The 26,281-nt window shown below is 61.4% G+C and carries 20 protein-coding genes and 1 pseudogene; 10 read left to right on the forward strand and 11 right to left on the reverse strand.

Annotated elements, in window-relative coordinates:
* Positions 1-25: 25 nt before the first annotated feature.
* Together ACQ66J_RS04965 and ACQ66J_RS04970 are read right to left on the reverse strand one after the other, a co-directional pair.
* Positions 26-1,243 carry a class I SAM-dependent methyltransferase gene (locus tag ACQ66J_RS04965; RefSeq protein ID WP_430430720.1) on the reverse strand — a complete coding sequence of 406 codons (1,218 nt, stop codon included), beginning with the start codon at positions 1,241-1,243 and terminating at the stop codon, positions 26-28.
* 130 nt (positions 1,244-1,373) lie between these two features.
* Positions 1,374-2,624 (reverse strand): hypothetical protein, encoded by a 1,251-nt coding sequence (locus tag ACQ66J_RS04970; protein ID WP_430430721.1) that lies wholly within the window; start codon positions 2,622-2,624, stop codon positions 1,374-1,376.
* Positions 2,625-3,221: 597 nt separating this feature from the next.
* Here ACQ66J_RS04970 and rfbC point away from each other — a divergent pair.
* From rfbC to cysQ, 5 genes are read left to right on the forward strand one after another with little or no spacing between them, the layout of a single operon-like run.
* Positions 3,222-3,815 carry a dTDP-4-dehydrorhamnose 3,5-epimerase gene (gene rfbC / locus ACQ66J_RS04975; protein WP_430430722.1) on the forward strand — a complete coding sequence of 198 codons (594 nt, stop codon included), beginning with the start codon at positions 3,222-3,224 and terminating at the stop codon, positions 3,813-3,815.
* Between the two features lie 2 nt (positions 3,816-3,817).
* Complete coding sequence (gene rfbB / locus ACQ66J_RS04980) at positions 3,818-4,864, forward strand: dTDP-glucose 4,6-dehydratase (protein WP_430430723.1); 1,047 nt, start codon at positions 3,818-3,820, stop codon at positions 4,862-4,864.
* Positions 4,861-5,751, forward strand: coding sequence for a dTDP-4-dehydrorhamnose reductase (gene rfbD, locus ACQ66J_RS04985; protein WP_430430724.1), 891 nt, complete (start codon positions 4,861-4,863; stop codon positions 5,749-5,751). Before rfbB ends, rfbD begins: the two co-directional genes overlap by 4 nt.
* A 13-nt stretch (positions 5,752-5,764) precedes the next feature.
* Positions 5,765-6,649: a glucose-1-phosphate thymidylyltransferase RfbA gene (gene rfbA, locus ACQ66J_RS04990; RefSeq protein WP_375548182.1), complete on the forward strand. Its 885-nt coding sequence runs from the start codon at positions 5,765-5,767 to the stop codon at positions 6,647-6,649.
* Positions 6,650-6,674: 25 nt separating this feature from the next.
* Positions 6,675-7,463: a 3'(2'),5'-bisphosphate nucleotidase CysQ gene (gene cysQ, locus ACQ66J_RS04995; RefSeq protein ID WP_430430725.1), complete on the forward strand. Its 789-nt coding sequence runs from the start codon at positions 6,675-6,677 to the stop codon at positions 7,461-7,463.
* Positions 7,464-7,498: 35 nt separating this feature from the next.
* On the opposite strand, the gene cysN is transcribed toward cysQ, so the two are convergent.
* The 3 genes from cysN to ACQ66J_RS05010 all read right to left on the reverse strand — a co-directional run bounded on the left by cysN (position 7,499) and on the right by ACQ66J_RS05010 (position 11,694).
* Positions 7,499-9,397 (reverse strand): sulfate adenylyltransferase subunit CysN, encoded by a 1,899-nt coding sequence (cysN, locus tag ACQ66J_RS05000; protein WP_430430726.1) that lies wholly within the window; start codon positions 9,395-9,397, stop codon positions 7,499-7,501.
* Between the two features lies 1 nt (position 9,398).
* Positions 9,399-10,370 carry a sulfate adenylyltransferase subunit CysD gene (gene cysD / locus ACQ66J_RS05005; RefSeq protein ID WP_430430727.1) on the reverse strand — a complete coding sequence of 324 codons (972 nt, stop codon included), beginning with the start codon at positions 10,368-10,370 and terminating at the stop codon, positions 9,399-9,401.
* Between the two features lie 211 nt (positions 10,371-10,581).
* A complete protein-coding gene (locus tag ACQ66J_RS05010; protein WP_430430728.1) occupies positions 10,582-11,694 on the reverse strand; it encodes a DegT/DnrJ/EryC1/StrS family aminotransferase in 1,113 nt (370 codons plus the stop codon).
* A gap of 182 nt (positions 11,695-11,876) precedes the next feature.
* Here ACQ66J_RS05010 and glmM point away from each other — a divergent pair, with 182 nt between their 5' ends.
* Positions 11,877-13,220: a phosphoglucosamine mutase gene (glmM, locus tag ACQ66J_RS05015; RefSeq protein ID WP_430430729.1), complete on the forward strand. Its 1,344-nt coding sequence runs from the start codon at positions 11,877-11,879 to the stop codon at positions 13,218-13,220.
* On the opposite strand, the gene galU is transcribed toward glmM, so the two are convergent.
* From galU to ACQ66J_RS05045, 6 genes and pseudogenes are all read right to left on the reverse strand, one after another.
* The gene (gene galU, locus ACQ66J_RS05020) at positions 13,217-14,098 is read right to left on the reverse strand and encodes a UTP--glucose-1-phosphate uridylyltransferase GalU (RefSeq protein WP_430430730.1); all 882 of its coding nucleotides are present in this window, start codon (positions 14,096-14,098) and stop codon (positions 13,217-13,219) included. The two genes, glmM and galU, sit on opposite strands and share 4 nt — an antisense overlap.
* A gap of 73 nt (positions 14,099-14,171) precedes the next feature.
* Positions 14,172-15,995, reverse strand: a complete 1,824-nt coding sequence (gene glmS, locus ACQ66J_RS05025; protein WP_430430731.1) for a glutamine--fructose-6-phosphate transaminase (isomerizing) — start codon at positions 15,993-15,995, stop codon at positions 14,172-14,174.
* Positions 15,996-16,130: 135 nt separating this feature from the next.
* Positions 16,131-17,441, reverse strand: a pseudogene (locus ACQ66J_RS05030) (UDP-glucose dehydrogenase family protein); the annotation flags it as partial.
* Between the two features lie 88 nt (positions 17,442-17,529).
* On the reverse strand, positions 17,530-19,038 hold the full coding sequence (locus ACQ66J_RS05035) for a phosphomannomutase/phosphoglucomutase (RefSeq protein WP_430430732.1): 1,509 nt from the start codon (positions 19,036-19,038) through the stop codon (positions 17,530-17,532).
* An 89-nt stretch (positions 19,039-19,127) separates the two neighbouring features.
* On the reverse strand, positions 19,128-20,060 hold the full coding sequence (locus ACQ66J_RS05040) for a Gfo/Idh/MocA family protein (protein WP_430430733.1): 933 nt from the start codon (positions 20,058-20,060) through the stop codon (positions 19,128-19,130).
* An 87-nt stretch (positions 20,061-20,147) separates the two neighbouring features.
* Complete coding sequence (locus ACQ66J_RS05045; protein ID WP_375548170.1) at positions 20,148-21,137, reverse strand: KpsF/GutQ family sugar-phosphate isomerase; 990 nt, start codon at positions 21,135-21,137, stop codon at positions 20,148-20,150.
* A 179-nt stretch (positions 21,138-21,316) separates the two neighbouring features.
* Here ACQ66J_RS05045 and gpmA point away from each other — a divergent pair, with 179 nt between their 5' ends.
* The 4 genes from gpmA to ACQ66J_RS05065 all read left to right on the forward strand — a co-directional run bounded on the left by gpmA (position 21,317) and on the right by ACQ66J_RS05065 (position 26,163).
* On the forward strand, positions 21,317-22,036 hold the full coding sequence (gene gpmA, locus ACQ66J_RS05050) for a 2,3-diphosphoglycerate-dependent phosphoglycerate mutase (RefSeq protein ID WP_430430734.1): 720 nt from the start codon (positions 21,317-21,319) through the stop codon (positions 22,034-22,036).
* A gap of 6 nt (positions 22,037-22,042) precedes the next feature.
* A complete protein-coding gene (ribD, locus tag ACQ66J_RS05055) occupies positions 22,043-22,630 on the forward strand; it encodes a bifunctional diaminohydroxyphosphoribosylaminopyrimidine deaminase/5-amino-6-(5-phosphoribosylamino)uracil reductase RibD (protein ID WP_430430735.1) in 588 nt (195 codons plus the stop codon).
* A gap of 100 nt (positions 22,631-22,730) precedes the next feature.
* Positions 22,731-24,029: a pentapeptide repeat-containing protein gene (locus ACQ66J_RS05060; RefSeq protein ID WP_375548167.1), complete on the forward strand. Its 1,299-nt coding sequence runs from the start codon at positions 22,731-22,733 to the stop codon at positions 24,027-24,029.
* A gap of 76 nt (positions 24,030-24,105) precedes the next feature.
* A complete protein-coding gene (locus ACQ66J_RS05065; RefSeq protein ID WP_430430736.1) occupies positions 24,106-26,163 on the forward strand; it encodes an NAD(+) synthase in 2,058 nt (685 codons plus the stop codon).
* Positions 26,164-26,281 lie beyond the last annotated feature (118 nt).

The following is a 26,281-nucleotide window of genomic DNA, read 5'->3' on the forward strand; positions in this document are numbered from 1 at the left end:
TTCCGAATGCGTATGATTCAGCACGCTAGGCGTGAGGCGTCAGCTCGATATCAAGATGACCGAAATGGTACATTTCTTCAAAGACAGTGCGTACGGCTTCTATCGCATTGTCGGTCACTTGAGCGCCTTCGGCCTTCAGAGCCTCAAAACAGTCCCCGATCGTGCGAGTTCCGTCTGCGTATTTCAGCAGCGCGGGAACCAGCGGATTTGGATGCAAATCAATATCGTTCCGCCGCAGAACAGGTTGACCATTATCGTTACCCCATAAAATTTTAGGGTGCAGATGCGGGGTCCAGTTTATGAACTCGTCAGAAGAGAAGTCGACCAAATAGGTTTTTCTATCTTCCGATTTTCGAAGATAAAATCTATGACTTCCAACCATCTGCAATATATTGTCTACGACACTTGCTCTTTCGCGTAAGGGCAAACGAATAATATCGTCATACAAAGGATGAGACGGCTGCAAGTAATTCTTTGGATTATAGTGTCCGCGCTCGATCCATTCTTGGAATTCAAATCCTGACTGCTCGGCGAATTCATAGATTTCATCGACCGTATAGGCGCGATCCTGTGGATGCAGAAAGGTATCCACGAGCGCAGCGTCGTGTTGCAACTCAGGCGCGCTGCTGACATAGCGCTGAACGGCGTGTTGTGGATGCAGTTGCTCCAGAGTGGATCTTACGCGCCTGACATTCTCTGGTGTTTGTTTCAGCCCCAATGTCTTGAATGCGTTTTGCAGCATATAGATGCCAGCCCGAAGGTTCGCGCCATACAGCATGACGCTCATGACACCGTCAGGTGCAAGCACCGCCTTCAAGGCTTTGGCACCGCCGACCGGATCCGGCAAATGGTGCAGAACGCCCGTCACCAAGATTAAGTCAAACGTTTCCCCAAGGCTCTCTGACTCATGAAGATCAAGATGCTTGAGCTCAAGGTTATCGAGATTGTGTTGTGTTTTCAGCTTCCTGGAATGGCGCAAACTCGACACTGAGATATCTGTGCCCACAACCCGACTCTCAGGGTTGAGATAGGCCAGCATCGGCGCGAGCGAGGATCCACACCCCGGGACATAGATGGATGGCGCGAAGCGCTTTTTATCTGGCCAGATCGCGTGAAAGGACAGGCTAGGCTCGCCAAACACAAAACTCGTGCCGTCTTTAAAATGCGCCTCCAAATCCTGGATAGGCTCGGGATACACCCAGCGCTCATATTGATCCCGAACACTGGAGGATGAGGACTTCATGGACATCTCGCTCAAATTGATTCGCCCGCGCATCGCGAGCCACGCCTTGTCCCATCCATAATCGTCGTCATGACAAAAAGAAAGGGCGGCCGAAGCCGCCCTTTCCCTAAATAGTGGTCTGCGTTGCGAATTAGCGCGGCAGGGTGCCTTCGACGGTCGCGACACCAGTCGTGGTGTCACCAGCCGAGAAGATCGGGAAGTCAGTGACTTCACCCGTACCGGTCACCAGGAAACGCTGAGCGATCAGGTTACCAGCGGCAGCTTCGAAGAACATTTCAACGTCGCCGCGACCGAAGTCACCAAACAGGGCAGCGTCGCTCAGGACGACTGCGCCAGCCGGGCCGGAAGCAGAGTACACAACGATCTCGGAGTTCGCCGGGATGGTGCCAAGCGAGATGGACGAGGTCGCTGCTGCGCCAGAGTCGGTGCGCAGAACGCGGCCGGTGAACGGAACTGCGGTTGCAGATTCGTTGACCAGACGGATCACCGAGTTGGTGCCGTTGGAAGAGGTCCAAGGCAGAGCAACGGTGGTGCCTTCGCGAACGGAAGACTGCAGGTTGCCAGAACCGGTGACAGCCGTGGTCGCATAGGTTGCAGAGGCCAGGGTGCCTTCGATCGCAACGGAGTAAGCCGACGCGTTCAGTTCAACCTGCGGGTTGGCGGTGGTGTTGTCGACCAGCACAAAGTTGCCGTTGAAAGCAGACGAAGTGGCGGAGTTGAACTCAGCCGCGCCAGCAGCAAAAGAGTTGCCAGCAGCAGAGGCTGCAACACTGTTCAGGGTCGGAGCGTTCTGACCAGTGTAGTCGCCAGACACGGTGACTTTAAGAGCGGTCATGTCAGCAGCCGCCACAGCCACACCAGCAAGGTTACCGGTGGTGCCCGGGATCACTTTGAAGGTGTTGGCGCGCGGAGCGACAGCCACGGTGCCGAGGATGGCATCAGCGCCGACGGTGTCGAAGGCGGTGAATTTCGGCGTGGAGCTCAGGTCGATCTGAGTGAGGGTGGTGTCAGCCGTCACAGCCGTGGTGAACGCGGTGTTATTGGTCGCGATCGTCAGAGAATCCGTGAAGGAGTATGCCGGAGACGTCTGGGTGATCGAGATAGCCGCGCTGACGGTGCCTGTGCTGGACGGACGGATCGGCAGGTCAAACGCCAGGATGTCGTCGGTCAGCGTAGCCGCTGCACAGCCAGAGATGTCAGCCGTGAACACCACAGAGCTCTGTGCGACAGCGCCGCCGGAGGCCAGAGCCGCGCCGGAGAAGCAGGTGCCGGCAACGTTGTTGGTGGCTTCGATCATGTCAGCCAGAGCAACAGCCGTACCAAAGGTGGCGTTGGTCAGGTCAATGGTGATGGTCGAGGTGCCGGACGGGAACTGGCCCACAGCAGACGGGGTGACAGCGGCTTCGAAACGACCCGGGTTCAGAGCGGTGAAGTTCAGCTCGGACGGGATGATGATCGCAGCTTAGATAGCGTTGGTCGCAGCACCGTCGGTGTTGGCCAGCGCAAAGTTTTGGGCGGAAGCCGCGCCGGAGACCAGAGCTGCAATCGCAGCGCCAGTGAGAAGGTTAGTCAGTTTCATCTGGGAATCCCCCAATTGATTTAGCCATGGCTGTTCAGCGCCATGGGGCCAAACATGAATTTGTCGTGCTCCTGCAGAGAACACGGTTTCACGCCCCCCTCAAGCGAGGCGCCGAACGATGCGGAGTAAAGGCGAGAGGCGGCTGTGGTGTCAACCGTTTATTCGCCCGCTCCGCGTACATGATCACAGCTTACGCGTTGGACGGCGCGTGTGTCACATTCGCGCAACGCACGCCATATCCACCCTGCAAACAACGATCAATGCGATGAACGGAATAAACCGCGTAAGGTTAACGAGGCGCTAGCACGCTGCGCATTCAGGATCTGAAGCAGCGCCGGGTTTGCAGACGCGCTGTGTTAATGTAGGGCAAGACCCTCCTATCCCAGCGTCAGAGCATTTATGTCCTTCTCTTCATTGTCGCCGTTCAAACCCCGGTTTGAAGCCCTGTCAGACGCACCGCTTCTGATCACGCCTGCGCGCTTCGGCGATTCGCGCGGCTGGTTCTCCGAGAGCTATAATCAACGCCGTCTGGCCGACGCCGGCTTCGATCAACGTTTCGTGCAGGACAATTTGTCCTTCTCCGCCCATGCGGGCACGTTGCGCGGCCTGCACTATCAATCTCCGCCCCATGCCCAGGGCAAGCTGGTCGGGGTGATGACCGGCGCGATCCGGGATGTGGTGGTGGATATCCGGATGGGCTCTGACAGCTATGGCCAATGGGCGGCGGTGGAGCTGAGCGAGGAGAACGGGCGCCAGCTCTGGGTGCCCCCCGGCTTTCTGCATGGATTTGTGACCTTGGTCGCCAATACCCGGGTTGCCTATAAGGTGACCGACTATTACTCCAAGGAGCACGATGGATCGGTGGCGTATAACGACCCCGATCTGGGCGTCGACTGGGGGGTGGACGATCCGGTTTTATCGGATAAAGACGCCGCCGCGCCGCGCCTGAAGGACGTGGCCCCGCTCTTCCCCGCGGGGTGGGAGGGAGCCTAGCAATGCGAGTGTTGGTGACAGGCGGGTCCGGCTTTATCGGCTCGGCGCTGGTGCGGCGTCTGGTTCTTGAAACCGGCTGGGAGGTGCTCAATCTTGATGCGCTGACCTATGCCGCCTCGCCCGCATCTCTGGCGGATCTCGAGGGTCATCCCCGATACAGCTTCCTGCACGCCGATATCCGCAACGCCGAAGCCGTGACCCAGGCGTTTGACCGGTTTGAACCGGACGCCGTGATGCATCTGGCGGCGGAAAGCCATGTGGACCGTTCGATCACCGGGGCGAAGGATTTCGTCGATACGAACGTTCTGGGCACCTTCACGCTTTTGGAGGCCGCGCGCGCGTATCGCGACACGCGCGGCGCCGCGGCGGACGGATTCTGCTTCTTGCATGTCTCCACCGATGAAGTGTTCGGCTCGCTGGGAGACGACGGCAAGTTCTCCGAAACCACGGCCTATGATCCCTCCTCGCCCTATTCAGCCTCCAAGGCGGCGTCCGACCATCTGGCGCGCGCCTGGGGCCGCACCTATGGGCTGGATGTGCGGGTGTCGAACTGTTCGAACAATTACGGGCCGCGGCAGTTTCCTGAAAAGCTGATCCCTCTGATGATCCTCAAAGCGCTGTCGGGCGAGGCCCTGCCGGTTTACGGCGACGGCTCGAATGTGCGCGACTGGCTGTATGTGGATGATCATGCGCGGGCGCTGGAGCTGGTGGTCAGCCACGGCGAAGCCGGTCAAACCTATTGCATCGGCGGCGACGCCGAGCGCACAAATCTTCAGGTCGTGCGTGCGATTTGCGACCGACTCGACGCGATCCACCCTGCAGAGTCAGACCGTTCAGAGCAGATCCAGTTCGTCACCGATCGTCCTGGTCATGATCAGCGCTACGCCATCGACGCCAGCACCATCAAAGCCAAGCTCGGCTGGAGCCCGTCGTTGAGCTTCGAAGACGGCCTCGCCGCAACGCTGGACTGGTATCTGGCGCATGAAGACTGGTGGCGGCCGATCCTCGACAAAAGCTATCAGGGCGAACGGCTGGGTCTGAGCGCATGACGCCAGACCGCACGGACGCAGACGCCCCGATCCTGGTGATCGGGCGCACAGGACAATTGGCGCGCGCACTGGCGGCGCAAAACGACGCCGTGACCGCCTGCGGAAGGGATCAGTTCGATCTCGCCCAGCATGATCCCGCCGCTTTGCTGGACCATCATCGCCCCCGGATCGTGATCAACGCCGCCGCCTATACCGATGTGAATGGCGCTGAAAACGATGAGATGGCCGCCCGTGCGCTCAATTGCACAGGTCCCGCGCGTCTGGCCGCGGCCTGCAAAGCGCGCGATGTCGGCTTTCTTCATGTCTCGACGGATTATGTGTTTGATGGGACGCCGGGGCAGGCGCCCTATGCCGAGACGGCCGCCACCAACCCGCTCAATGTCTATGCGCGCACCAAGCACGAGGGCGAACAGGCGATCCTGGACGCAAACGACACAGCCCTGATCCTGCGCGCCGCCTGGATCTTCGACGCACGCGGCGGCAGCTTTCTCAACGCCATCCTGAACCGGCTCGATCAAGGACAGCCGCTCAAGGTCGTCGATGACCAGATCAGCACGCCCAGCTGGGCGCCCGATCTGGCGCAGGCGCTCCTGACTCTCGCCGCAAGGACTGAGCGGCCCAGCGGCGTCTTTCACTATAAAGGCGGAGATTATGCCAGCTGGTATGATTTCGCCCGGGCCGCGGCGGAACTGGCGCGGCCGCACCTGAATTGCGAGCCGGTGATCGAAGCGGTGGATTCAAGCGCCTTCCCGCAAGCCGCCGAACGCCCGAAAGATACGCGACTGGACGCCCAAGCCTTGCTGGACGCGGCCGGAATCGACGCCGGAGACTGGCGCGCGGGCTTGCCTGAAGTGATCGCTCAGCGCTATGAGCAGCGCATAGGTTGAGTGAGCATTCGTCATGTCGAAAACAACAAAGGGTATTATTCTGGCTGGCGGATTAGGCAGCCGCTTGCGCCCGATTACATTGGCCGTGTCCAAGCAACTCCTGCCAATCTACGACAAACCTCTGATTTTCTATCCGTTTTCGACGCTCCTTCTCGCCGGAATTCGCGAGATTATGATCATCACCACGCCTGAGGCGAGGTCGTCTTATGAGCTGCTGCTGGGGGATGGCTCTCGCTATGGCGTGACCATCCAATACGCTGAGCAGGACGAGCCGCGCGGCCTGGCCGAAGCTTTTCTCATCGGTGAAGAATTTATTGGCGACGATAATGTGGCCCTGATCCTGGGCGACAACCTCTTCCATGGCGCCGGTCTTGTTGAAGGCTTGCGCACGGCCGGCGAGTTTGACGAGGGCGCGCTGGTCTTCGCCTATCATGTGGCCGACCCGACCGCTTTCGGCGTGGTCGAGCTTGATGATGAGGGACGCGCCATCAGCCTTGAGGAAAAGCCGAAAAAACCGCGCAGCAACTGGGCGGTGACCGGGCTTTATTTCTACGATTCCAGCGTCGTCGAGATCGCCAAGTCAATCACGCCCTCCGCGCGCGGCGAGCTTGAGATCACCTCCGTCAACGAAGCCTATATGGAGCGCGGTCATCTGAAAGTTCAGCTCTTGTCGCGCGGCGTCGCCTGGCTGGACACGGGCACGGTGGAAGGCATGGTGGAAGCGACGGAATATGTCCGCGCCATCGAAAAGCGCCAGGGCCTGAAGATCGCCTGCCCCGAAGAGATCGCCTGGCGCAACGGCTTCATCACCGACGAACAGCTCAAGAAGACCGCCAACGCCATCCCCAACGCCTATGGCGCGTACTTGAAAAACCTGCTCAAGGCGGAACGCCGCTAAGCCGCTTCAGACAAAGGATCTGACCATGTCCCTTAATGCTCTCGCACAGTCTTTCGGTCAGATCTGCCTTGAGGCCGCCATCCCGGTGATGGAGGTCTATCAAAGCGACTTCACGCCTGAGCAAAAAGCTGACAAATCGCCTGTGACCGAAGCCGACAAGCGCGCTGAGGTCATCATACTGGACGCGCTTTCAAAGCTTTTGCCCGACACGCCGGTTCTGGCTGAGGAAAGCTTTGAGGCGGGCGTCCGCCCCTCCGTCAGCGATGAATTCTTGCTGGTGGACCCGGTGGACGGCACCAAGGAATTCATCGCCAAGCGCGGCGAGTTCACCATCAACATCGCCCTGATCCGCAAGGGCGTTCCGGTGGCGGGCGCGGTTTACGCCCCGGCTCTGAAACAGCTTTATCTGGGCGGCGAGAGCGCCTTCACCGGCGCCTTCGAGCCAGGCGAGACGCTGGACGAAGCGCGGATGGCTCCCGCCCAAACGCGCCAGACGCCAGAGGGCGGCATGACCGCGGTGATGAGCCGCTCTCATGCGGACGAGCAGACCAAAGCCTTCGCCGAAGCCAGAGGCGTGGTCGAAGCGATCTCGGCCGGATCATCGCTGAAGTTTTGCAAGCTCGCAGAGGGCGCAGCGGATCTCTATCCGCGCTTTGGCCCCACCATGGAGTGGGACACCGCCGCGGGCCACGCCGTGCTGAACGCCGCGGGCGGCGCGGTGACAGAGCCCGATGGCGCGCCTTTCCGCTATGGCAAGACGGCGGACGGCTACAAAAACGGCGCGTTCGTCGCCTGGGGCCAGCCGCCGCGCTAGTCACCGCGGCTGATATCCAGACTGGGTGAGTTGGCTTAGCCGATAAAGCCGCGTGCGATCAGCTCTTCGATCACGCGTTCGGCCGCGTCTTCCGCCGACAGATCATCCGTCTTGAGGTGGATTTCGGCGGTTTCCGGCGCTTCATACGGGCTGTCAAATCCGGTGAAATTCTTGATCTCGCCCGCCTGAGCCTTCTTGTAGAGCCCTTTGGGGTCCCGCTCGATACAGACCTCAAGCGGCGCATCAACAAAGATCTCGACGAATTCGCCCGCCTCAACCTGCTCGCGCACCATCTGACGCTCGGACCGGAAGGGGGAGATGAACGAGCAGGTCACGATCAGGCCCGCGTCGACGAAGAGCTTGGCCACCTCGCCAATGCGCCGGATATTCTCCACTCGGTCTGCGTCCGTGAAACCGAGATCCTTGTTCAGGCCGTGGCGCACATTGTCGCCATCCAGCGAATAGGTGTGACGGCCCGCTTCCGCCAGCTTGCGCTCGACCAGATTGGCGATGGTGGATTTGCCAGCGCCTGACAGCCCGGTGAACCACAAGACGGCGGGCTTCTGCCCCTTCATGCTGGCGCGGCGATCCTTGTTCACATCCATGGCGTGGGTGTGAATATTGCTCGCACGGCGCAAGGAGAATTCGACCATGCCCGCACCCACCGTCTGGTTGGTGAAGCGGTCGATCAGAATGAAGGACCCTGTTTCACGTTGATCGGTATAAGGATCAAACGCGATGGGGCGTGAGGTCGAGAGGGTGCAAACGCCGATTTCATTGAGTTTGAGCGACTTGCCCGGCTCTTTCTCGAAACTGTTGACGTTGAGCTTGTGCTTGAGGGTCGTCACTGAGGCCGGAACGATCTGGCCCCCCGCCTTGAGAAGATAAGAGCGCCCCGGCAGCATCTCTTCATCCGTCATCCAAAGTATTTCGGCTGCGAATTGATCCGACACTTCGGGACGCTGCTGCGGATCGGCGAGCATGTCGCCGCGCGCAATATCGATCTCGCGATCCAGCACCAGGGTCACCGCATCGCCCGCCTTCGCGCTGTCGCGATCGCCATCTGCCGTCACAACGCGTGATATCTGGGCGCTTTTACCTGAATGAGCCACCACCACGTCATCGCCGCGCGACACCTCGCCGGACGCAACCGTGCCGGAAAAGCCGCGGAAATCCAGATTGGGTCGGTTCACCCATTGCACGGGGAAGCGGAACGCATACGCCGCTTCCTTGTCCACATTGGTGTCCACCCGCTCCAGATGCTCCATCAAGGTCGGGCCGTCATGCCATTTCATAGAGTCAGAGCGCGCAAAGATATTGTCGCCATAACGCGCTGAAATCGGGATCGGCGTGATGGACGCAAAGCCCAGGTCTTCAGCGATGGTCAGATATTCAGACACGATCTCATGGAAGCGTGCGCGCGAATGATCCACCAGATCCATCTTGTTCACCGCCACCACGGCATGACGAATGCCCATCATGTTGGCGATATAGGTATGACGCTTGGTCTGGGTCAGCACGCCTTTGCGCGCATCCACCAGAATGATGGCGAGGTCAGCCGTTGAGGCGCCGGTCGCCATGTTGCGCGTATACTGTTCATGGCCGGGCGTGTCCGCGACGATGAATTTGCGCTTTTCGGTATTGAAGAACCGGTAGGCCACATCAATCGTGATGCCCTGCTCGCGCTCGGCTTCCAGACCATCCAGCAACAGCGCGAAATCAATCTCTTCACCCGCCGTGCCGTGCTTGCGGGAGTCACGCTCGAGAATTTTGATTTGATCTTCAAAGAGCAGCTTGGAATCAAACAGCAAGCGACCGATCAGGGTCGACTTTCCGTCATCCACAGAGCCGCAGGTGATGACCCGAAGAACGCCGTTCTCACCCGCACGTGTGAGGCGTTCTGTGACTTCGGTGCGGATCGCATCATCAGCCATCTTAGAAATACCCCTCGCGCTTTTTCTTCTCCATGGAGCCCGCCTCGTCAAAGTCGATCAGGCGGCCGGCGCGTTCAGACGTCCGCGCTGTCAGCATCTCCAATACAATGTCGTCCAGCGTTTCCGCCTCGCTCTCCACAGCGCCGGTCAGCGGGTAACAGCCCAGGGTGCGGAAGCGGATCTTGCGCATTTGCGGCGTCTCGCCCGCCTGCAAATCCATCCGGTCGTCATCGACCATGATCAGCGTGCCGTCACGCTCCACCACAGGTCGTTCGCCTGCGAAATAAAGCGGGACGATCGGGATGTCCTCTTCGAGGATGTACTGCCAGATATCCACTTCGGTCCAGTTGGACAGCGGGAAGACGCGGATGCTCTCACCCTTGCGGATCCGGGTGTTATAGGTGCGCCACAGCTCAGGGCGTTGATTGCGCGGGTCCCAGGCATGGGAGGTGTTGCGGAAAGAGAAGACGCGCTCCTTGGCGCGGGATTTCTCTTCATCGCGACGCCCGCCGCCAAAGGCTGCGTCATACCGGCCGTCATTGAGCGCCTGCAGAAGGCCTTCCGTGCGCATGACCTGGGTGTGAAGCGCTGAGCCGTCAGTAAACGGATTGATCGCCTGTTTGCGGCCTTCCTCGTTCACCCAGACGATCATGTCCAGCCCAAGTGCTTCGCTCAGCGTGTCGCGAAAGGCGCCCATGGCCTGAAATTCCCACAGGGAGTCAATGTGCAGGAAAGGGAAAGGCGGTTTGGACGGGAAAAACGCCTTCATCGCCAGATGCAGCATGACCGTGGAGTCTTTGCCGATCGAGTAGAGCATGACCGGGCGCTCAAACTCGGCCGCCACTTCGCGCATAATATGAATGGCTTCCGCTTCCAGCGCCTGAAGATGCGGCGAAAGCGGTCGCCTCGGCTCGGCGGAGCTACCGTTGAAGCGCTGCGCATAAGCTCGAATACGCGACTGGATGTCGGTCATATCGACGTCCCTTGGTCAGGAGAAGATCAGCAGTTGTGGTAGTCAGTTTATGAACTTTTGCAAAGTCTAGAAACCGGTCAAATCAAACCTTGTGTGCAGCGCACCATAATTCTGGACCCTTGTGACGAATATGAAACGGGCGGCTCATTGGAGCCGCCCGCTTGGGTCACTTGCATTTCAATGCAGCGCAGCATCCCGGCCGCGCGCCAGCCTAGACGGACGCACGCACCGCTGCGATCACTTGCTCAAGCCGTTCGCCTTCCAGATACGCGTCCATAGGCAGCGACACGACGCGGCCCGCAGCCGCTTCGGTGACCGGCAGACCGCCCGGCATCTGTTTGAACGCGGCGTAGCAATCTTGCAGGTGCAACGGCACCGGATAATAGACCGCGGTCGGCACCTTGTGCTCGGCCAGCTTGGCGCGGAACGCGTCGCGATCCTCGACTTCGATCGTGTATTGCGCCCAGGTGGAGACGCCGCCCTCGATCACCTTGGGCGCTTTCACCACATCGCCAAAGCCTTTGGCGTACGCGTCGGCCGCCACATTGCGGCCTTTTATTTCGTCTGCGAAGATTTCGAGTTTCAGCAACAGGACCGCCGCCTGGATCGTATCCAGACGCGAATTCAAGCCGATGCGAGCATAATAATAGCGCTCGTCCGCCTCGCCATGATTGCGCAGCGATTTCATCAGGTGCTGCAGCTCGTCATCCTGGGTCAGCACCGCGCCGCCATCGCCATAACACCCCAAAGGTTTCGCCGGATAGAAGCTGACAGTGGTCACATCCGCCCATTCAGCCGGGTGCTGACCGTTCAGGGTGCAGCCATAGCCTTGGGCGCTGTCGGCGATCAGCTTCATGCCATTGGCTTTGCAGATCTGAGCGATCGCCGGATAATCCGCAGGCTGGCCGAACAGATCCACGGCGATCACGGTATGAGGGTTCAGGCCTTCCGCCTTGGCCCATTCAACCGCCTGCTCCAGATGCGCAGGGTCCATGCAATAAGTGTCAGGATCGATGTCCACGAACACCGGGTGCGCGCCCAGATGCGCCGGCATTTCAGCCGTCGAGGCGAAGGTGAAGCTCGGCACGAAGATCGCGTCTTTCACTCCGACCTGCCAAGCCATCAGCGGCAAGGCGAGCGCGTCGGTGCCATTGGCGCAGGTCAGCGCATGCTTGGCTGCGCCGAACTGCGCCAAACGCTCTTCCAGTTCGGTGACTTCTGGGCCGAAGATATAGCGCCCCTCCTCGATCACTTTGGCGATGGCCTGGTCCAGCTTGGGCTGAAGGCGGGCGCGCTGAGTGGCGAGATCGATGAAAGGCAGCATGGCGCGAATTCCTGACGCTGTGCGAATAAGATGAGCACAAGCTCATATGGGCTCCGGTGTTTGGAGAAAAGTCACGAAGCCTGTCGTTTTATTTCACCGCATGCGCCAGAGGGCGCGCGATTGCATCCGGCCCGCGATCAGCCTACCACCTCAGCACCGTAGCCAGCACGGGGATCGAGCCCATGAAACAGTATTTTGGCACTGACGGCATCCGCGGTCGGGCGAACCAGCCGCCCATGACCCCCGAAGTCGCCTTGAAGCTGGGCCGGGCCATCGGCTCCTTCGTCCGCCAGGGCGAGCGCCGCCATATGGTCGTCATCGGCAAGGACACCCGATTGTCGGGCTATATGATCGAGCACGCCATGGTGGGCGGACTCACCGCGGCCGGCATGGATGTGCGTCTGATCGGCCCTTGCCCCACGCCCGCCATCGGCATGCTGACCCGCTCCATGCGCGCGGATCTGGGTATCATGATCACCGCGTCTCACAATCCCTACACCGATAACGGAATCAAACTGTTCGGGCCCGACGGCTTCAAGCTGGCGGACGATAGCGAGCTGGAAATTGAACGCCTGATCGAACAGGATCCGGACGCTTCCTCCGTAGACGGTGAAAAGATCGGCAAGCTCGATCACTATAAGGACGCCTATGGCCGCTATATCGAGGGCGCCAAGGCGAGCTTCCCGCGTGAGCTGTCGCTGGCCGGCATCAAGGTGGTGGTCGATTGCGCCAATGGCGGCGGCTACAAGACCGCCCCCATCGCGCTGTGGGAGCTGGGGGCGGATGTTCACCCGATCGGGGTGTCCCCCAACGGCACCAATATCAATCGAGAGTGCGGCTCAACGGCGCCGGACGCCATGATCAAGGCCGTTCGCGAACAAGGCGCGGATATCGGCATCGCGCTCGACGGGGATGCCGACCGCGCCATCCTGTGTGACGAGAAAGGCCATCTGATCGACGGCGACCAGATCATCGCCCGCATCGGCAAGGACCAGTTTGACACCGGCCAGCTGCGCGGTGATGGCGTGGTGACCACGGTGATGAGCAATTTCGGGCTGGAGCGGTATCTGACCTCAGAGAACCTCAAGCTCATTAGAACCAAAGTCGGCGACCGTCATGTGGTCGAGGCCATGCGCAGCGGCGGCTACAATGTGGGTGGCGAGCAGTCTGGCCATGTGGTTTTGCTTGATCACGCCACCACCGGCGACGGGCTGATCGCGGCGCTTCAGGTTCTGGCGAGCTGCGTACGCGCACAAAAGCCCGCGAGCGAGATCTGCCATCTGTTCGAACCGGCCCCGCAGGTCCTGATCAATGTGCGCTATCAAGGCGCCTCGCCGCTGGAGCTTGAAAGCGTGCAGAAAGCCCAGGCCGATGCCGAATTCCGGCTGGGCAATCAGGGCCGACTGGTGTTGCGAAAATCAGGCACCGAACCCCTGATCCGGGTGATGACCCAGGGCGATGACGACCAGCTCGTCACATCAGTGGCGGAAGATCTCGCTGAAGCGATCCGGCAGGCGGCGCGCTAGACCCGCCGCTCACCGTTCAGAAGACCCGAGAGCAGCGCAGAGCTGGCGATTTCGTCCGCCTTCAGCGCCATCGCCGCGAAGGCTTCGAGATAGCCCCGGGGCGAGCCCGTGTCATAGGTGACGCCGTCAAACTTGTAGGCGTGGAAGGGTCGGCTTTTCAGAAGCGTGACCATGGAATCCGTCAGCTGGATCTCACCACCCGCGCCCGGCGGTTGAGCGCCCAGCAGATCCAAGATCTGCGGCTCGAGGATGTAGCGGCCTGACAGCATCAGATTGGACGGCGCCTGGTCCACGGGCGGTTTTTCCACCATGCCGGTCATTTCCAGCAGCACGCCCTTGTCCTCGCCCGGTTCGATGACGCCGTATTTGGAGACATCCTCGTGCGGCACGGCCTCCACGGAGACCATATTGCCGCCCGTGTCGGCAAAGGCGTCGACCATGCCCTTCAGACACGGCGTGGCGCCATCCATGATCATGTCGGGCAGCATCACTGCGAACGGATCATCGCCCACCAGATCGCGCGCGCACCAGATGGCGTGTCCCAGGCCTTTGGGGGCTTGCTGGCGAACAAAGCTGCACGCGCCGGCTTCCGGGCGCAGCGCATTGAGGGTGTCCAGAAGATCGGTCTTGTTCTTCTGGGCCAGCGCCGTTTCCAACTCGAAGGCGTGATCGAAATAGTCTTCGATCGCGCCCTTGTTGCGCCCGGTGATGAAGATGAAATGCTCGATCCCGGCCGCGATGGCTTCATCGACCACATATTGCAGCGCTGGGCGGTCATAGACCGGCAGCAGCTCTTTGGGGATGACCTTGGTGGCGGGCAGGACACGCGTCCCAAACCCGGCGACCGGAATTACAGCTTTGCGAACGGCCCGCGACATACTCACCCCCTAGCGTCTTCAACGTGGTTGATAGCTTGTGGACCGCGCCGCCGCAATGTCTGCGCGAGCCGGTTTATTCAACCGTCACAGACTTCGCCAGATTTCGCGGCTGGTCCACATCGGTGCCTTTCAGAGACGCCGTGTGATAGGCGAGCAGCTGAATGGGCGCCGCTGCGACGATGGGCCGGATGAGATCGGGGCAATCAGGCATCGTGACCACATGGGCGGCGGCGTCGCCCGCCAGGGACGCGCCTTTGTCGTCCGTAATCAAAATGACCTCGGCGCCGCGCGCGGCGACTTCCTGCATGTTCGACAGCGTCTTTTCAAACAAGGCGTCATAAGGGGCGGCCACCACCACCGGCGTCCCTTCTTCGATCAAGGCGATCGGGCCGTGCTTAAGCTCGCCAGCGGCATAGCCCTCGGCGTGGATATAGCTGATTTCCTTGAGCTTGAGCGCGCCTTCCATGGCCAGCGGGTGGTAGACCCCGCGTCCCAAATAAAGCACGTCGCGCACCTGAGTCAGGCGGTGGGCGATCGCCTCGATCTGAGGCTCCGACGCCAGCGCGGCGTTGATCAGACGCGGCGCTTCAAGAAGCTCTGTGACAAAGCGCGCTTCGTCCGCCGCGGTCAACACGCCCCGCGCTCGGCCCGCCCCGATGGCGAGACAGGCCAGCGCAGTCAATTGCGCGGTGAACGCCTTGGTGGACGCTACGCCGATTTCAGGCCCGGCCTGGGTCTGGGCGATGGCGTCCGCTTCCCGCGCAATGGAGGACTCAGCCACATTGACCACCGCCAGGGTTTTCGCCCCTGCCGCCTTGCAATACCGCAGCGCCGCCAGCGTGTCGGCGGTCTCCCCAGATTGCGAGATGAACAGCGCCGCGTCATTGGGGCCGATCACCGGATCGCGATAGCGGAACTCGGACGCCACATCGATCTCGACCGCTAAACGGGCATGCGCTTCAAACCAGTGTTTGCCGATGGCGCCAGCGTAAAACGCCGTGCCGCACGCCGTGCTCAGCAAGCGATTGATATGGGCCCAGTCCAGCAGGTCGCCGGTATTGAACCGCCCCGCATCCACATCGACATAGCGCGACAGGGTATGGGCGATGGCGTCAGGCTGTTCATGGATTTCCTTTTCCATGAAGTGGCGATACTCGCCCTTGTCTGCGAACCCGGCCACGGCGCGTGAGACATGCACCTCGCGGTTGGCGGGGCGCTGTTCAGCATCAAGAATGCGCACATCGCCTGCGGTCACAACCGCGCGATCGCCTTCCTCAAGATAGATGACCTTGTTCGTCCAGCCTGCAAGCGCCAGGGAATCCGACCCCACATAGCCTTCGCTCTCCCCCAGACCTACCACCAGCGGACAGCCCGACCGCGCTACATAAAGCGCCCCCGGCTCGTCCACATTCAGCGCCGCCAGCGCATAGGCGCCGCGCAAGCGATCCACCGCGGCATTGAAAGCTGCGGCCATATCGAGGCCCTGTTTAAGGCCTGATGCGATCAGATGCGCGATCACTTCGGAATCCGTGGGCGTGACGCACGCAAAGCCTTCGGCCTTCAGCTCGGTGCGCAGTTCCTGAAAATTCTCGATGATGCCGTTATGAACAATCGCCACCGCGCCCGAGGCATGGGGGTGCGCATTTTCTAAGGTCGGCGCGCCATGGGTGGCCCAGCGCGTATGCCCGATGCCGATCACGCCGTCCGTGGGCGCCTGGGCGATCGCCTGATCCAGACCGGCGATCTTGCCGGGCGCCCGACGACGCTCCAGCACGCCTTGGGGTGTGATCACGGCGACGCCGGCTGAATCATATCCGCGATATTCGAGCCGCCGCAGCCCGTCCACAAGACGTTCCGTAACCTGGGTCGAACCGACAATGCCGACAATACCGCACATAGACTGCTCCTGAGCTCAAACCGTTCGCGCCCGTCTTCGATAGTCAGAGCGCCTGGCCCTGACTAGCGAAAGACGTGCCGTAATCGCACGAAAGGCTTCAACAATTACTGCGGCGAGTTTCAGGCGAGGATGCGGCTATCGTCCGATGCTGACATATTTGAAGCCGCGCTCGGCCATGTCGGCGGGATCGTAGATATTGCGCAGATCCACCAGGATCGAGCCTTTCATGCACTCGCGCACCCGGTCCAGGTCAAGCGCGCGGAACTCGTTCCACTCGGTGATGATCACCATCACATCGGCGTCTTCCGCACACAGATAGGCGCCTGTGGTCATCTCCACATCATGCAAAAGCTTTTCCGCCTCCAGCGCACCCGCGGGGTCATAGGCCTTGATCTTCGCACCGGCTTTCTGAAGCGCGGGAATGATGTCGAGGCTCGGCGCGTCGCGCATATCGTCCGTATTCGGCTTGAAGGTCAGTCCCAGCACCGCCACGGTCTTGCCCGAAACATCGCCGTCGCACGCCTTGATGACCTTGTCAGCCATCGCCGCCTTGCGCGCGTCATTGATCTCGACCACCGTCTCCACCAGACGCACCGGGCTGTCATATTCCTGCGCCGTGCGGGTCAGCGCCAGGGTGTCCTTCGGGAAGCATGAGCCGCCATAGCCGGGACCTGCGTGCAGGAATTTGCCGCCGATGCGGTTATCCAGCCCGATTCCCTTGGCCACTTGCTGCACGTCCGCGCCCACAGCCTCGCACAGATCCGCCATCTCGTTGATGAAGGTGATCTTCATCGCCAGAAACGCGTTCGCAGCGTATTTGATCAGCTCCGACGTCCGGCGCGCGGTGAAGACGATCGGCGTCTCATTGAGGAACAGCGGACGGTACAGCTCGCGCATCACCTCGCGCGCCTGGTCGTCTTCAACGCCGACAACAACCCGGTCAGGGCGTTTGAAGTCCTCGATCGCCGCGCCTTCGCGCAGAAACTCAGGGTTTGACACGACGGCGAACTGCGCGTCAGGCCGCGTCTTGCGGATCACCGCCTCAACTTCGTCGCCCGTGCCGACCGGCACGGTGGATTTGGTCACAACGACGGTGAAGCCGTCCATCGCCTTGGCGATTTCTTCGGCGGCTGCGTAGACATAGCTTAGATCGGCATGGCCATCGCCACGACGCGACGGCGTCCCCACGGCGATGAACACCACATCCGCCGCCTTCACCGCTTCGGTCAGATCGGTTTCAAAATCCAGACGCCCCTCGCGCACATTGCGCTCGATCAGCAAGTCCAGACCCGGCTCGTAAATCGGCACGCCGCCAGAGCGCAGCTGTTCGATCTTGTCTGCATTCTTGTCGATGCAGGTCACATGATGACCGAAGTCTGCGAAACAGGCTCCGGACACAAGCCCCACATATCCGGTGCCAATCATTGCTACGCGCATGGGGGGTCTCCTTGGGACAGTCGAGTTCTAATAGGCGTCTGTGATAGGCCATTCCGGCCAGAATGTGACAACTCAAAAAACAGGCTGTGAACCGCTGTTACAGCTCCTGATCGAACGCGCCGATCTCGGGATGGTTCGCCAGCTCATCCTTGATGGCGGCGAAGATCGCTTTCACATCATCCTTGCTGTCGGGGCTTTCCACTACGATGACAAGATTGGGCGTGTTGGAGCTGGCGCGCACCAGCCCCCAGGCGCCGCCCTCCAGGGTGAAGCGCACGCCATTAACGGTGTTCACATCGATGATCGTACGGCCCGCCAGCTGCACGCCGTCGGCATGGCGTTTCTGGAAAGCCGCCACAATGCGGTCGACCACGTTATATTTCTCTTCATCCGAACAGGCCGGCGACATGGTGGGAGAGCCATAGCTGACAGGCAGATCGTTCTTCAGATCCGCCACCGTCTTGCCGGGATTGCGCTCCAGCATTTCGAGAATGCAGCGGGCAGCGACGATGCCATCGTCATAGCCGCGCCCCACCGGCGGCTGCAGGAAGAAATGGCCAGATTTTTCAAAGCCCGCCAACGCCCCGAGCTCATTGGCGCGACGCTTGATGTAGGAATGGCCGGTCTTCCAGTATTCAGTCTCGCAGCCATTGGCCTTAAGGACCGGGTCGATGGCGAACAGGCCGGTGGATTTCACGTCGACCACAAACTTCGCGCCCTTGTGACGCTCGGACAGATCCCGGGCGAGCATCAGGCCCACCTTATCAGCGAAGATCTCTTCACCGGTATTGTCCACCACGCCGCAGCGGTCTCCATCGCCGTCAAAGGCGAGACCGATATCCGCGCCCGTCTCCTTCACCCGAGCGGACATGGCGTGCAGCATTTTCATGTCTTCAGGATTGGGATTGTATTTGGGGAAGGTGTGATCGAGCTCGCAATCCATCGCGATGACCTCGACTCCCATGGCTTCCAGCACTTGCGGCGCAAATGCGCCCGCCGTGCCATTGCCGCAGGCGACCACGGCCTTGATCTTGCGCTTGAGCGACAGGCTGTCTGACAGCTCGGCCTTATAGGCCTCCGCCACGCCCATTTCGCGTACATATCCGCCGCCCGGTCGCGCCACGCCCTCATCATTCAGGACGATTTCTTTCAGGCGGGTCATTTCCTTGGGGCCGAAGGTCAACGGACGCTCGACGCCCATTTTCACCCCGGTCCAGCCGTTTGAGTTATGGCTAGCGGTGACCATCGCCACGGATTCAATATCGAGATGGAATTGCGCGAAATAGGCGGTCGGCGACAGAGCGAGGCCAATATCATGCACCTCGATGCCCGCCTGCATCAGCCCCACTTCCAGCGCCTGCTTGACGCTGAGCGAATAGCTGCGGAAGTCATGGCCGGTGACGATCTTGGGCTCTTTACCCAATTCATGGATCAGCGTGCCGAGCCCCAGTCCAAGCGCTTGAATCCCGTACAAATTGATCTGGGGCGGCTTGTCAGAGCCCGGATGGCCAAACCACCAGCGCGCATCATACTCCCGAAAGCCGGTCGGCGTGACGAAAGCTTCGGTCTCGTAATCCCAGGTATTCGGCTGAAGATCGGTGCGCATTGTCATCCCCTCTTGTCGGCGCGGCCTGCGGCGCGCCCACGCTCAATTTCAACTCTGCCGCGTACGGAATTAGCAAACAAGTGTGACGTCTAGTGCGACGCCATCTCATCAATGCGCTGCGCGAACCGCACCGCGGCGGCGCCCGCTTCGCCCGGCGCGGCAGGACCGTCCGCCCGCCCCAGCACGGCATCGACAAAACGCGCCACATTCGCGCCCAGCGGGTCGCGACCTTCGGGCGTGTCCATATAGTCGGGGTTTAGATCAAACCCGGTGGTGTTGTTGAAGGTGCGCCCCACAAAATCAATCTCGATGACGCCGTTCTCATACTCAACCACCATGCCGCGGCGGCGGTCATCGGCGATCCGGCTGGCTTTGAGCTCAAGCACTGCGCCGTTTTCAAAGCGCGCTTCGACGCTGACATCATCCAGGCTGTCGCTGCGCTCGGTCTTACCTTCAACGCTCAGTGTTTCAGCCACTGACTGGCCGATCAGGGTCAGGGCGAGGTCGAGGTCATGCACCATCAGATCAAACGTCACCGAGATGTCCGTGCTGCGCCCGCTCCAGGGCCCTTCACGCCAGGCGGTGATGCGCTTGGGCGGCGTCTTGATCGCCGTCAGTCCCATCACGTCAAAGACCAGCCGCTCCTGGTGTCCGCAGGCCAGCACCAGATCGTGTTCAGACGCCAGCGCGACCAGGCGGTCCGCGTCCTCACCGGTGACGGCGAGCGGCTTTTCAATCAGCACGGGCTTGCCCGCCGCCAGCGCCTTGGCCCCCATCTCGGCATGGGTGACGCCAGGGCTGGCGATCGTGACCACGTCCACAGCCTGCAAAAAAGCGTCAAGATCGGAATACGGCTCCGCGCCATGCTTGTCCGCCAGCGCCTGCGCCCGCTCCGCATCGGGATCAAAGATGGCGGTCAAAGTCGTATCGGGGATCTCGACATATTTGCCGGCGTGATAGCCGCCGAAAACACCCGCGCCGATTACCCCGGCGCGCAGGGGAGAGGTCGCCGTCTTGGTCATGGAGATGCCCTGTCATGCTGAAGGCTGAACGGTGTGCGGTGTCATAAAACGCGTTTGGGCCAGAGGCAAAGGGCCGGATCGCCGCGCCTAGCTGACGCCGGCGCGTAAAAGGTCGTGGATATGCAAAAGGCCGACAGGCTTGCCTTGATCGTCACAGACGAAAAGCTGGGTGATCTTGCGGTTCCCCGCCGTCATGATCCGCAAGGCGTCGGACGCCAGTGCATTGGGTCTGGTGGTGACCGGGCTGGCCGTCATCACGCTTTTCACCGATTGCTCGATCAGGTCCGGGCCCATCTTGCGGCGCAGATCGCCATCGGTGACGATGCCCGACAGTTTGCCGTCGCCGTCGGTGACGCCAATACAGCCGAACCCCTTTTCGCTCATCACGATCAGGGCGTCGCCCATGCTGGCGAGCTCTGGCGCGAGCGGCATGGCGTCGCCGGCATGCATCAGCTCATCCACGCGCGCCAGCGCCGAGCCCAGCGCGCCCCCGGGATGGAAACGCGCGAAATCGGTCGCAGTGAAGCCTCGCGCCTCGATCAACGCCACCGCCAAAGCATCCCCGAAGGCCATCATCATCGTGGTTGAGGTGGTGGGCGCGCGCGTCTCTCCGCACGCTTCGGGCGCCTTTGGGCATAGCAGAACCACGTCAGACCCCTTTGCGAGGGTGGAGTCAGCGCCCGCCGTCATGCCGATCAGCGGCACGCCGAACCGGCGGCAATACGCGATCAGATCACCGAGTTCTTTAGTTTCGCCAGAGTTTGACAGGGCCAGCACCGCGTCATCCGCGGTGATCATGCCCAGATCACCATGGCTGGCTTCTGCTGGATGGACATAGGACGCCGGCGTCCCGGTTGAGGCGAGCGTAGCGGCGATCTTGCGCGCCACATGGCCCGACTTGCCCACCCCTGCGCAGATCAGACGACCCTTGAGCCCGCTGATCAGGCGCACCGCCTCGACGCTGACCTCGTCCAGAGCGGCGCTCAATTGCGCCAGCCCGTCCTGTTCCAGGCTCAAGGTGCGGCGCATGGCCTCAAGGATCGGAGCGGTTTGAAGAGCGGTTTCGGACGGCGACATGGTCCATTCCCTTGGTCTGTCCCGGCACTGAACCGGGTCTGGGGCGGGTGGTCGCCCCCTGTACCAAGCCGGGCGCAAACAGGCTAGACACGGATGCGTCTGTAGATGGGCTCGACGGACAGGCGGTAAAAGGGGTAAACCGCGCGCCACAGCAGTCTGTCCGTCAAAGGAACGCCATCATGACCCGTCTTGTGCTCACCCGTCACGGCCAGAGCGTCTGGAACCTTGAGAACCGGTTTACAGGCTGGGTGGATGTGGACCTGACCGACGAAGGCGTCAAACAGGCCAAGCGCGGCGGTCAGTTGCTGGCGGAAGCCGGTTTCAAACCTGACTTCGCCTGCACCTCTGTGCTCAAACGCGCCATCCGCACCTTGTGGTTTTCGCTGGAAGGCGTGGACCGGGTCTGGGTTCCTGTGGAGAAAACCTGGCTGCTGAACGAGCGCCATTACGGCGCGCTCACCGGCCTGAACAAGGCCGAGACCGCCCAGAAACATGGCGAAGAGCAGGTGAAGATCTGGCGGCGCTCCTATGACATCCCCCCGCCCGCGCTGGATTCAGGCGATGAGCGTCATCCGCGCTTTGATGATCGCTACGCCAAGCTCGATCCAGCGCTGCTGCCCGGCACGGAAAGCCTGAAGCTGACCCTTGATCGCGTCGCCCCCTATTTTCACGATACCATCGCGCCAAAGATCAAAGCGGGCGAAGACATCCTGATCTCCGCACACGGCAATTCCTTGCGCGCGCTGATCAAGATGCTGTTTGACGTCTCCGCTGACGACATCGTCAAGGTCGAGGTGCCCACCGGCAATCCGCTGATGATCGAGCTGGACGGCCTCAAGCCAGTCTCCGCGCGTTATCTCGATGAAGAGCGCGCCCAGCCGCTGAGCTTTGCGGATTAAATCCTGATGAGCGCCCGCCCGGTCAGCGTCGAGGATTTGCGCTACATGGATACGGCGCTGGCGCTGGCCTATGCCCGGCTGGGCGCCACGGCGCCGAACCCGTCAGTGGGCTGCGTCATCGTCAAGCAAGGCCGGATCATCGGCGCCGCCGCCACCGCGCCGGGCGGTCGCCCCCATGCCGAACCGCAAGCATTGGCCGAGGCCGGCGACGCCGCGCAGGGTGCGCGCGTTTATGTTTCGCTGGAACCCTGCGCCCATTACGGCCAGACACCGCCCTGCGCCGAGGCGTTGATCAAGGCGCGGCCCGCTGAAGTGATCATCGCCTGCCGTGATCCGTATGAGTCTGTTGCGGGGCGCGGCGTCGCCATGCTGAAAGCCGCGGGCATAAAGGTTTTGGAGGGCGTGCGTGAATCGCAGGCCCTAGCCATGAACGCCGGTTTCTTTCACAGGCTGAAGACGGGGCGCCCCGTGCTGGCGCGCGATCTGCGGCCCGCGCTTTTCGACGCAGATCTCAGCCTTGAGCCCGGCGAAAGTCTTGATGAAGCGCTGAAACGCCTGGGCGCGGACGGCCTGACGCGTATCCGGCAGGTGTAAAAACACCCAAAGCGCGCGCGGCGACAAGATAGCGTTAAGAGGACTGCGTCCACACTATGCCTCTCTGGGCGCGTGCGCCCGTCCCCGCAACGGACCGCAGATGATCGGCAAGCCCATCCAGTATCAACCCATGACCCAACTTGAGGTTGATGACGCCTGTCGGAAACACGAGTTTCTGATGAATGGGCGCATGGGCGGCGCGCGGGCCAATTTCTCATATAAAATCCTGAGTGGTCTGGACCTGTCCGGACGTAATCTCGCCGACGCCGATCTGTCCGGCGCCATTCTGGAAGGCACGAATTTTTCCGGCGCCAATCTGACCCGCGCCACGATTTTCGCCGCCGACATGCGTCAGGCGAACTTGTCGGGCGCCGTGCTGCACCGGGCGGATATGCGCGGTGTGATCCTGCGCGGCGCGGACCTGACCGGCGCCGATCTCAGCCAGGCCGATCTGCGCGAAGGCGCCATCGCCCAGGTGGATCGCGAAAAAGGCCTCGCCGTCATCACCCATGAACAACGCCCCGGTGAAGCCAGCGAAGCGCGCTTCAAGGGCGCGAACCTGTCTCAAACAAAAATGACCGGCGCCGTGGCGCAATCGTCAGACTTCACAGACGCCGTTCTGATCGGGGCGCGCCTGACCCGCGCCAATCTGCGCGGCTCGCGTTTTCCCGGCGCCAACCTGCAAGGCGCTGACTTGTATGGCGCCGACCTCAGCGATGCGGACATGCGCGATTGCGTTCTGATCGGCGCTAAAACCGATATGGCCCAGTTCCAGCGCGCCAATATGGAAGGCGCCCTGCGCGACGCGCCGCCGCCTGAAATTGCTGATCCGGGCGGGGAAACCGCCAAAGCGCTCGACCGGCATGCGCGCTGGTGCGAAACCGGCGGCGCGGAGGGCGAGCCCTCCACCTTTAACGACAAGGATTTGCGCGGCCTGAAATCTCTGGCCGGCCGAAACCTCACTGCGCTTCAGGCGCGCAACGCCATTCTCTATGGTCTCGACATGGAGGGTGTGGAACTGCAGGGCGCTAAACTCTCCGGCGCGGACCTGCGCATGACCTCGCTGCGCGGCGCAGATCTGCGCGGCGCGGACCTGAAAGGCGCCAAGCTGAACAACGCCGATTTGCGCGAAGTGCAACTGGGCCCGCTGGTGCTGCCCAATGACAGGCTTCTGGCGGCTTCGATCGCCGAGGCTTGCCTGCGCTATGCAGACCTCTCCGGCGCAGACTTGCACCATCTGAACGCTGAAAGCGCGGACATGTCCTTTGCGCGCCTTCATGGCGCAGACGCCCGCAAGGCCGTCTTCACGCGCGCCCTGTTCACCGGCGCAAAACTGGGCGCAAACTTCACCAAAACGGTCGAAGACCTGACGGACGCGATCGATATCAACGCCGCCTGAGTGGACGTTTACGCCGTCAGTCGATAAATACTCATCCTGAGCATAAGGGGCGTGCGCCCCTCTGACCGGTGACCTGATGACCGCTTTCACGAATATCTATCGCCATGGCTTCGCCCGGATTTCAGCCTTTGCGCCCGAAGTGCATCTGGCTGACCCCCTGCGCAACGCCGAGACCCTGATCGGGTTAGTGCGCACCGCCCATGAGCGTCACGCCGCCGTGGCGCTGTTTCCCGAACTGGGGCTGACCGGGTATTCGGTGGACGATTTGCATCATCAAAGCGCGCTTCTGGACGCTTCAGAAGCCGCCGCCGCCCGGATCGTCGAGGCCAGCGAGGGCCTGCGGCCCCTGATATTTTTCGGCTGCGCCCTGCGTAGCGCCGGGCAGCTGTTTAACTGCGCGCTGGCGGTGCAAAACGGCCAGCTTCTCGGCGTCGTGCCCAAAAGCTATCTGCCCAATTATCGCGAGTTTTATGAAAAGCGATGGTTCTCGGACGCCTCCAGCGTGATCGAAGACACGATTTCAGTCGGCGACCATGTGGCGCCGTTTGGAACCGATTTAGTGTTTGAAGCGCTGGATGCGCCCGGCCTCGTCGTGCATGCGGAGATTTGCGAGGATTTCTGGTCGCCCATTCCGCCCAGCCTGTATGGGGCGCTGGCGGGCGCGACCGTCATGGTGAACCTCTCCGCCTCAAACGCCACCATCGGCAAGGCGCGCGAACGCGCCGCCCTGTGCGACGCCCAGTCTCGCCGCACGCAAGGCGCCTATATCTTCTCAGCCGCTGGGACGGGTGAATCCACTACGGATCTGGCCTGGGACGGCCAGCTTCTGGCCTATCAGCAAGGCGATCTCATCGCAGAGGGCGAGCGCTTCCTCAATGATGCGCCGGCCACGCTGTTCGCCGATATCGACCTTGACCGCATCATCTCTGAACGCGCGCGTCTGTCCACATGGCGTGACGCCTGCGCGCGCCATGTGGAGGAGCTGCGCCGCTTCTCGCGCATCGGGTTCACGCTGGAGCCGAACCTTGAGGCCGACATCCCGCTCGAGCGGGACGTGGCGCGCTTTCCATTCGTGCCGAACGACGCCGCTCGGCTCGATGAAGATTGCTATGAGGCCTATAACATCCAGGTTCAGGGGTTGGTCCAGCGCCTGCAGGCCACCGGCATCAAGACCGCCGTGATCGGCGTTTCGGGCGGGCTTGATTCCACCCAGGCGTTGATCATCACCGCCCGCGCCTTTGACAGGCTGGGGCTCGACCGCTCGGGCATTCTCGCCGCCACCCTGCCCGGTTTCGCCACGTCAGCGGGGACGCGATCAAACGCGCTGGCGCTGATTGAAGGCCTGGGCGCGACCCATCGCGAGATCGACATCAAACCCGCCGCCGAGCGTATGCTGGCCGATCTGGACCACCCCTATTCAGAGGGCGCGAGCCAGTACGACATCACCTTTGAAAACGTGCAGGCGGGCCTGCGCACCGATTATTTGTTCCGCCTGGCCAATCATGAGGGCGGGCTGGTCATCGGCACAGGCGATTTGTCCGAGCTGGCCCTGGGCTGGTGCACCTATGGCGTTGGCGACCATATGAGCCATTACAACGTCAATGGCGGCGTCGCGAAAACCCTGATCCAGCACCTGATCGGATGGGCCGCCCGGCGCGAGGAATATGGCGCGGCTGTTTCAAAAGCACTGCTCGATGTTCTGAACACCGAAATCTCGCCCGAACTGATCCCGGTCGGCGAAGACGGTGCGATCCAGAGCACGGAAGACGCTATCGGCCCCTACCCGCTCAATGATTTCTTCTTGCACTATGTGGTGCGCCATGGCTTTAGCCCCGCCAAGATCGCCTTTCTGGCGGAAGCCGCCTGGAGCGACGCGGAGACCGGCCACTGGCCGCCCCATGTGAGCGCTGCGGACAAGCGCGCCTTTGACCGGGCGACGATCCTGCATTGGCTGGGTGAGTTCGCGCGGCGCTTTTTCGCGACGAGCCAGTTCAAACGCTCGGCGGTTCCCAACGGTCCCAAGCTCACCTCGGCCGGCGCGCTGAGCCCGCGTGGAGACTGGCGCATGCCTTCTGACTCAAGCGCGACCATCTGGCGTGACGCCGTCGCCGCGCTGAAAGACGAGATCCTGTGACATAAAAAAGCGGCGCTTCGTCTTGAGGATGAAGCGCCGCCAAAGTCTAAATCAGGGGAAGGCCGTCAAAGAAAGTGCGGCCCGATCAGCCAGACGCCGACAATCGGGGGGAGGGACG

The sequence above is a fragment of the Oceanicaulis sp. genome (assembly GCF_965284345.1).
Classification (GTDB): domain Bacteria; phylum Pseudomonadota; class Alphaproteobacteria; order Caulobacterales; family Maricaulaceae; genus Oceanicaulis; species Oceanicaulis alexandrii_A.

Excerpts from the sequence above, each read along its gene's own strand:
- ACQ66J_RS04965 (WP_430430720.1), bottom strand. The coding sequence starts at position 1,243 with ATGAAGTCCTCATCCTCCAGTGTTCGGGATCAATATGAGCGCTGGGTG.
- rfbC (WP_430430722.1), top strand. The coding sequence starts at position 3,222 with ATGTCCTTCTCTTCATTGTCGCCGTTCAAACCCCGGTTTGAAGCCCTG.
- rfbB (WP_430430723.1), top strand. The coding sequence starts at position 3,818 with ATGCGAGTGTTGGTGACAGGCGGGTCCGGCTTTATCGGCTCGGCGCTG.
- rfbD (WP_430430724.1), top strand. The coding sequence starts at position 4,861 with ATGACGCCAGACCGCACGGACGCAGACGCCCCGATCCTGGTGATCGGG.
- rfbA (WP_375548182.1), top strand. The coding sequence starts at position 5,765 with ATGTCGAAAACAACAAAGGGTATTATTCTGGCTGGCGGATTAGGCAGC.
- cysQ (WP_430430725.1), top strand. The coding sequence starts at position 6,675 with ATGTCCCTTAATGCTCTCGCACAGTCTTTCGGTCAGATCTGCCTTGAG.
- cysN (WP_430430726.1), bottom strand. The coding sequence starts at position 9,397 with ATGGCTGATGATGCGATCCGCACCGAAGTCACAGAACGCCTCACACGT.
- cysD (WP_430430727.1), bottom strand. The coding sequence starts at position 10,370 with ATGACCGACATCCAGTCGCGTATTCGAGCTTATGCGCAGCGCTTCAAC.
- ACQ66J_RS05010 (WP_430430728.1), bottom strand. The coding sequence starts at position 11,694 with ATGCTGCCTTTCATCGATCTCGCCACTCAGCGCGCCCGCCTTCAGCCC.
- glmM (WP_430430729.1), top strand. The coding sequence starts at position 11,877 with ATGAAACAGTATTTTGGCACTGACGGCATCCGCGGTCGGGCGAACCAG.
- galU (WP_430430730.1), bottom strand. The coding sequence starts at position 14,098 with ATGTCGCGGGCCGTTCGCAAAGCTGTAATTCCGGTCGCCGGGTTTGGG.
- glmS (WP_430430731.1), bottom strand. The coding sequence starts at position 15,995 with ATGTGCGGTATTGTCGGCATTGTCGGTTCGACCCAGGTTACGGAACGT.
- ACQ66J_RS05035 (WP_430430732.1), bottom strand. The coding sequence starts at position 19,038 with ATGCGCACCGATCTTCAGCCGAATACCTGGGATTACGAGACCGAAGCT.
- ACQ66J_RS05040 (WP_430430733.1), bottom strand. The coding sequence starts at position 20,060 with ATGACCAAGACGGCGACCTCTCCCCTGCGCGCCGGGGTAATCGGCGCG.
- ACQ66J_RS05045 (WP_375548170.1), bottom strand. The coding sequence starts at position 21,137 with ATGTCGCCGTCCGAAACCGCTCTTCAAACCGCTCCGATCCTTGAGGCC.
- gpmA (WP_430430734.1), top strand. The coding sequence starts at position 21,317 with ATGACCCGTCTTGTGCTCACCCGTCACGGCCAGAGCGTCTGGAACCTT.
- ribD (WP_430430735.1), top strand. The coding sequence starts at position 22,043 with ATGAGCGCCCGCCCGGTCAGCGTCGAGGATTTGCGCTACATGGATACG.
- ACQ66J_RS05060 (WP_375548167.1), top strand. The coding sequence starts at position 22,731 with ATGATCGGCAAGCCCATCCAGTATCAACCCATGACCCAACTTGAGGTT.
- ACQ66J_RS05065 (WP_430430736.1), top strand. The coding sequence starts at position 24,106 with ATGACCGCTTTCACGAATATCTATCGCCATGGCTTCGCCCGGATTTCA.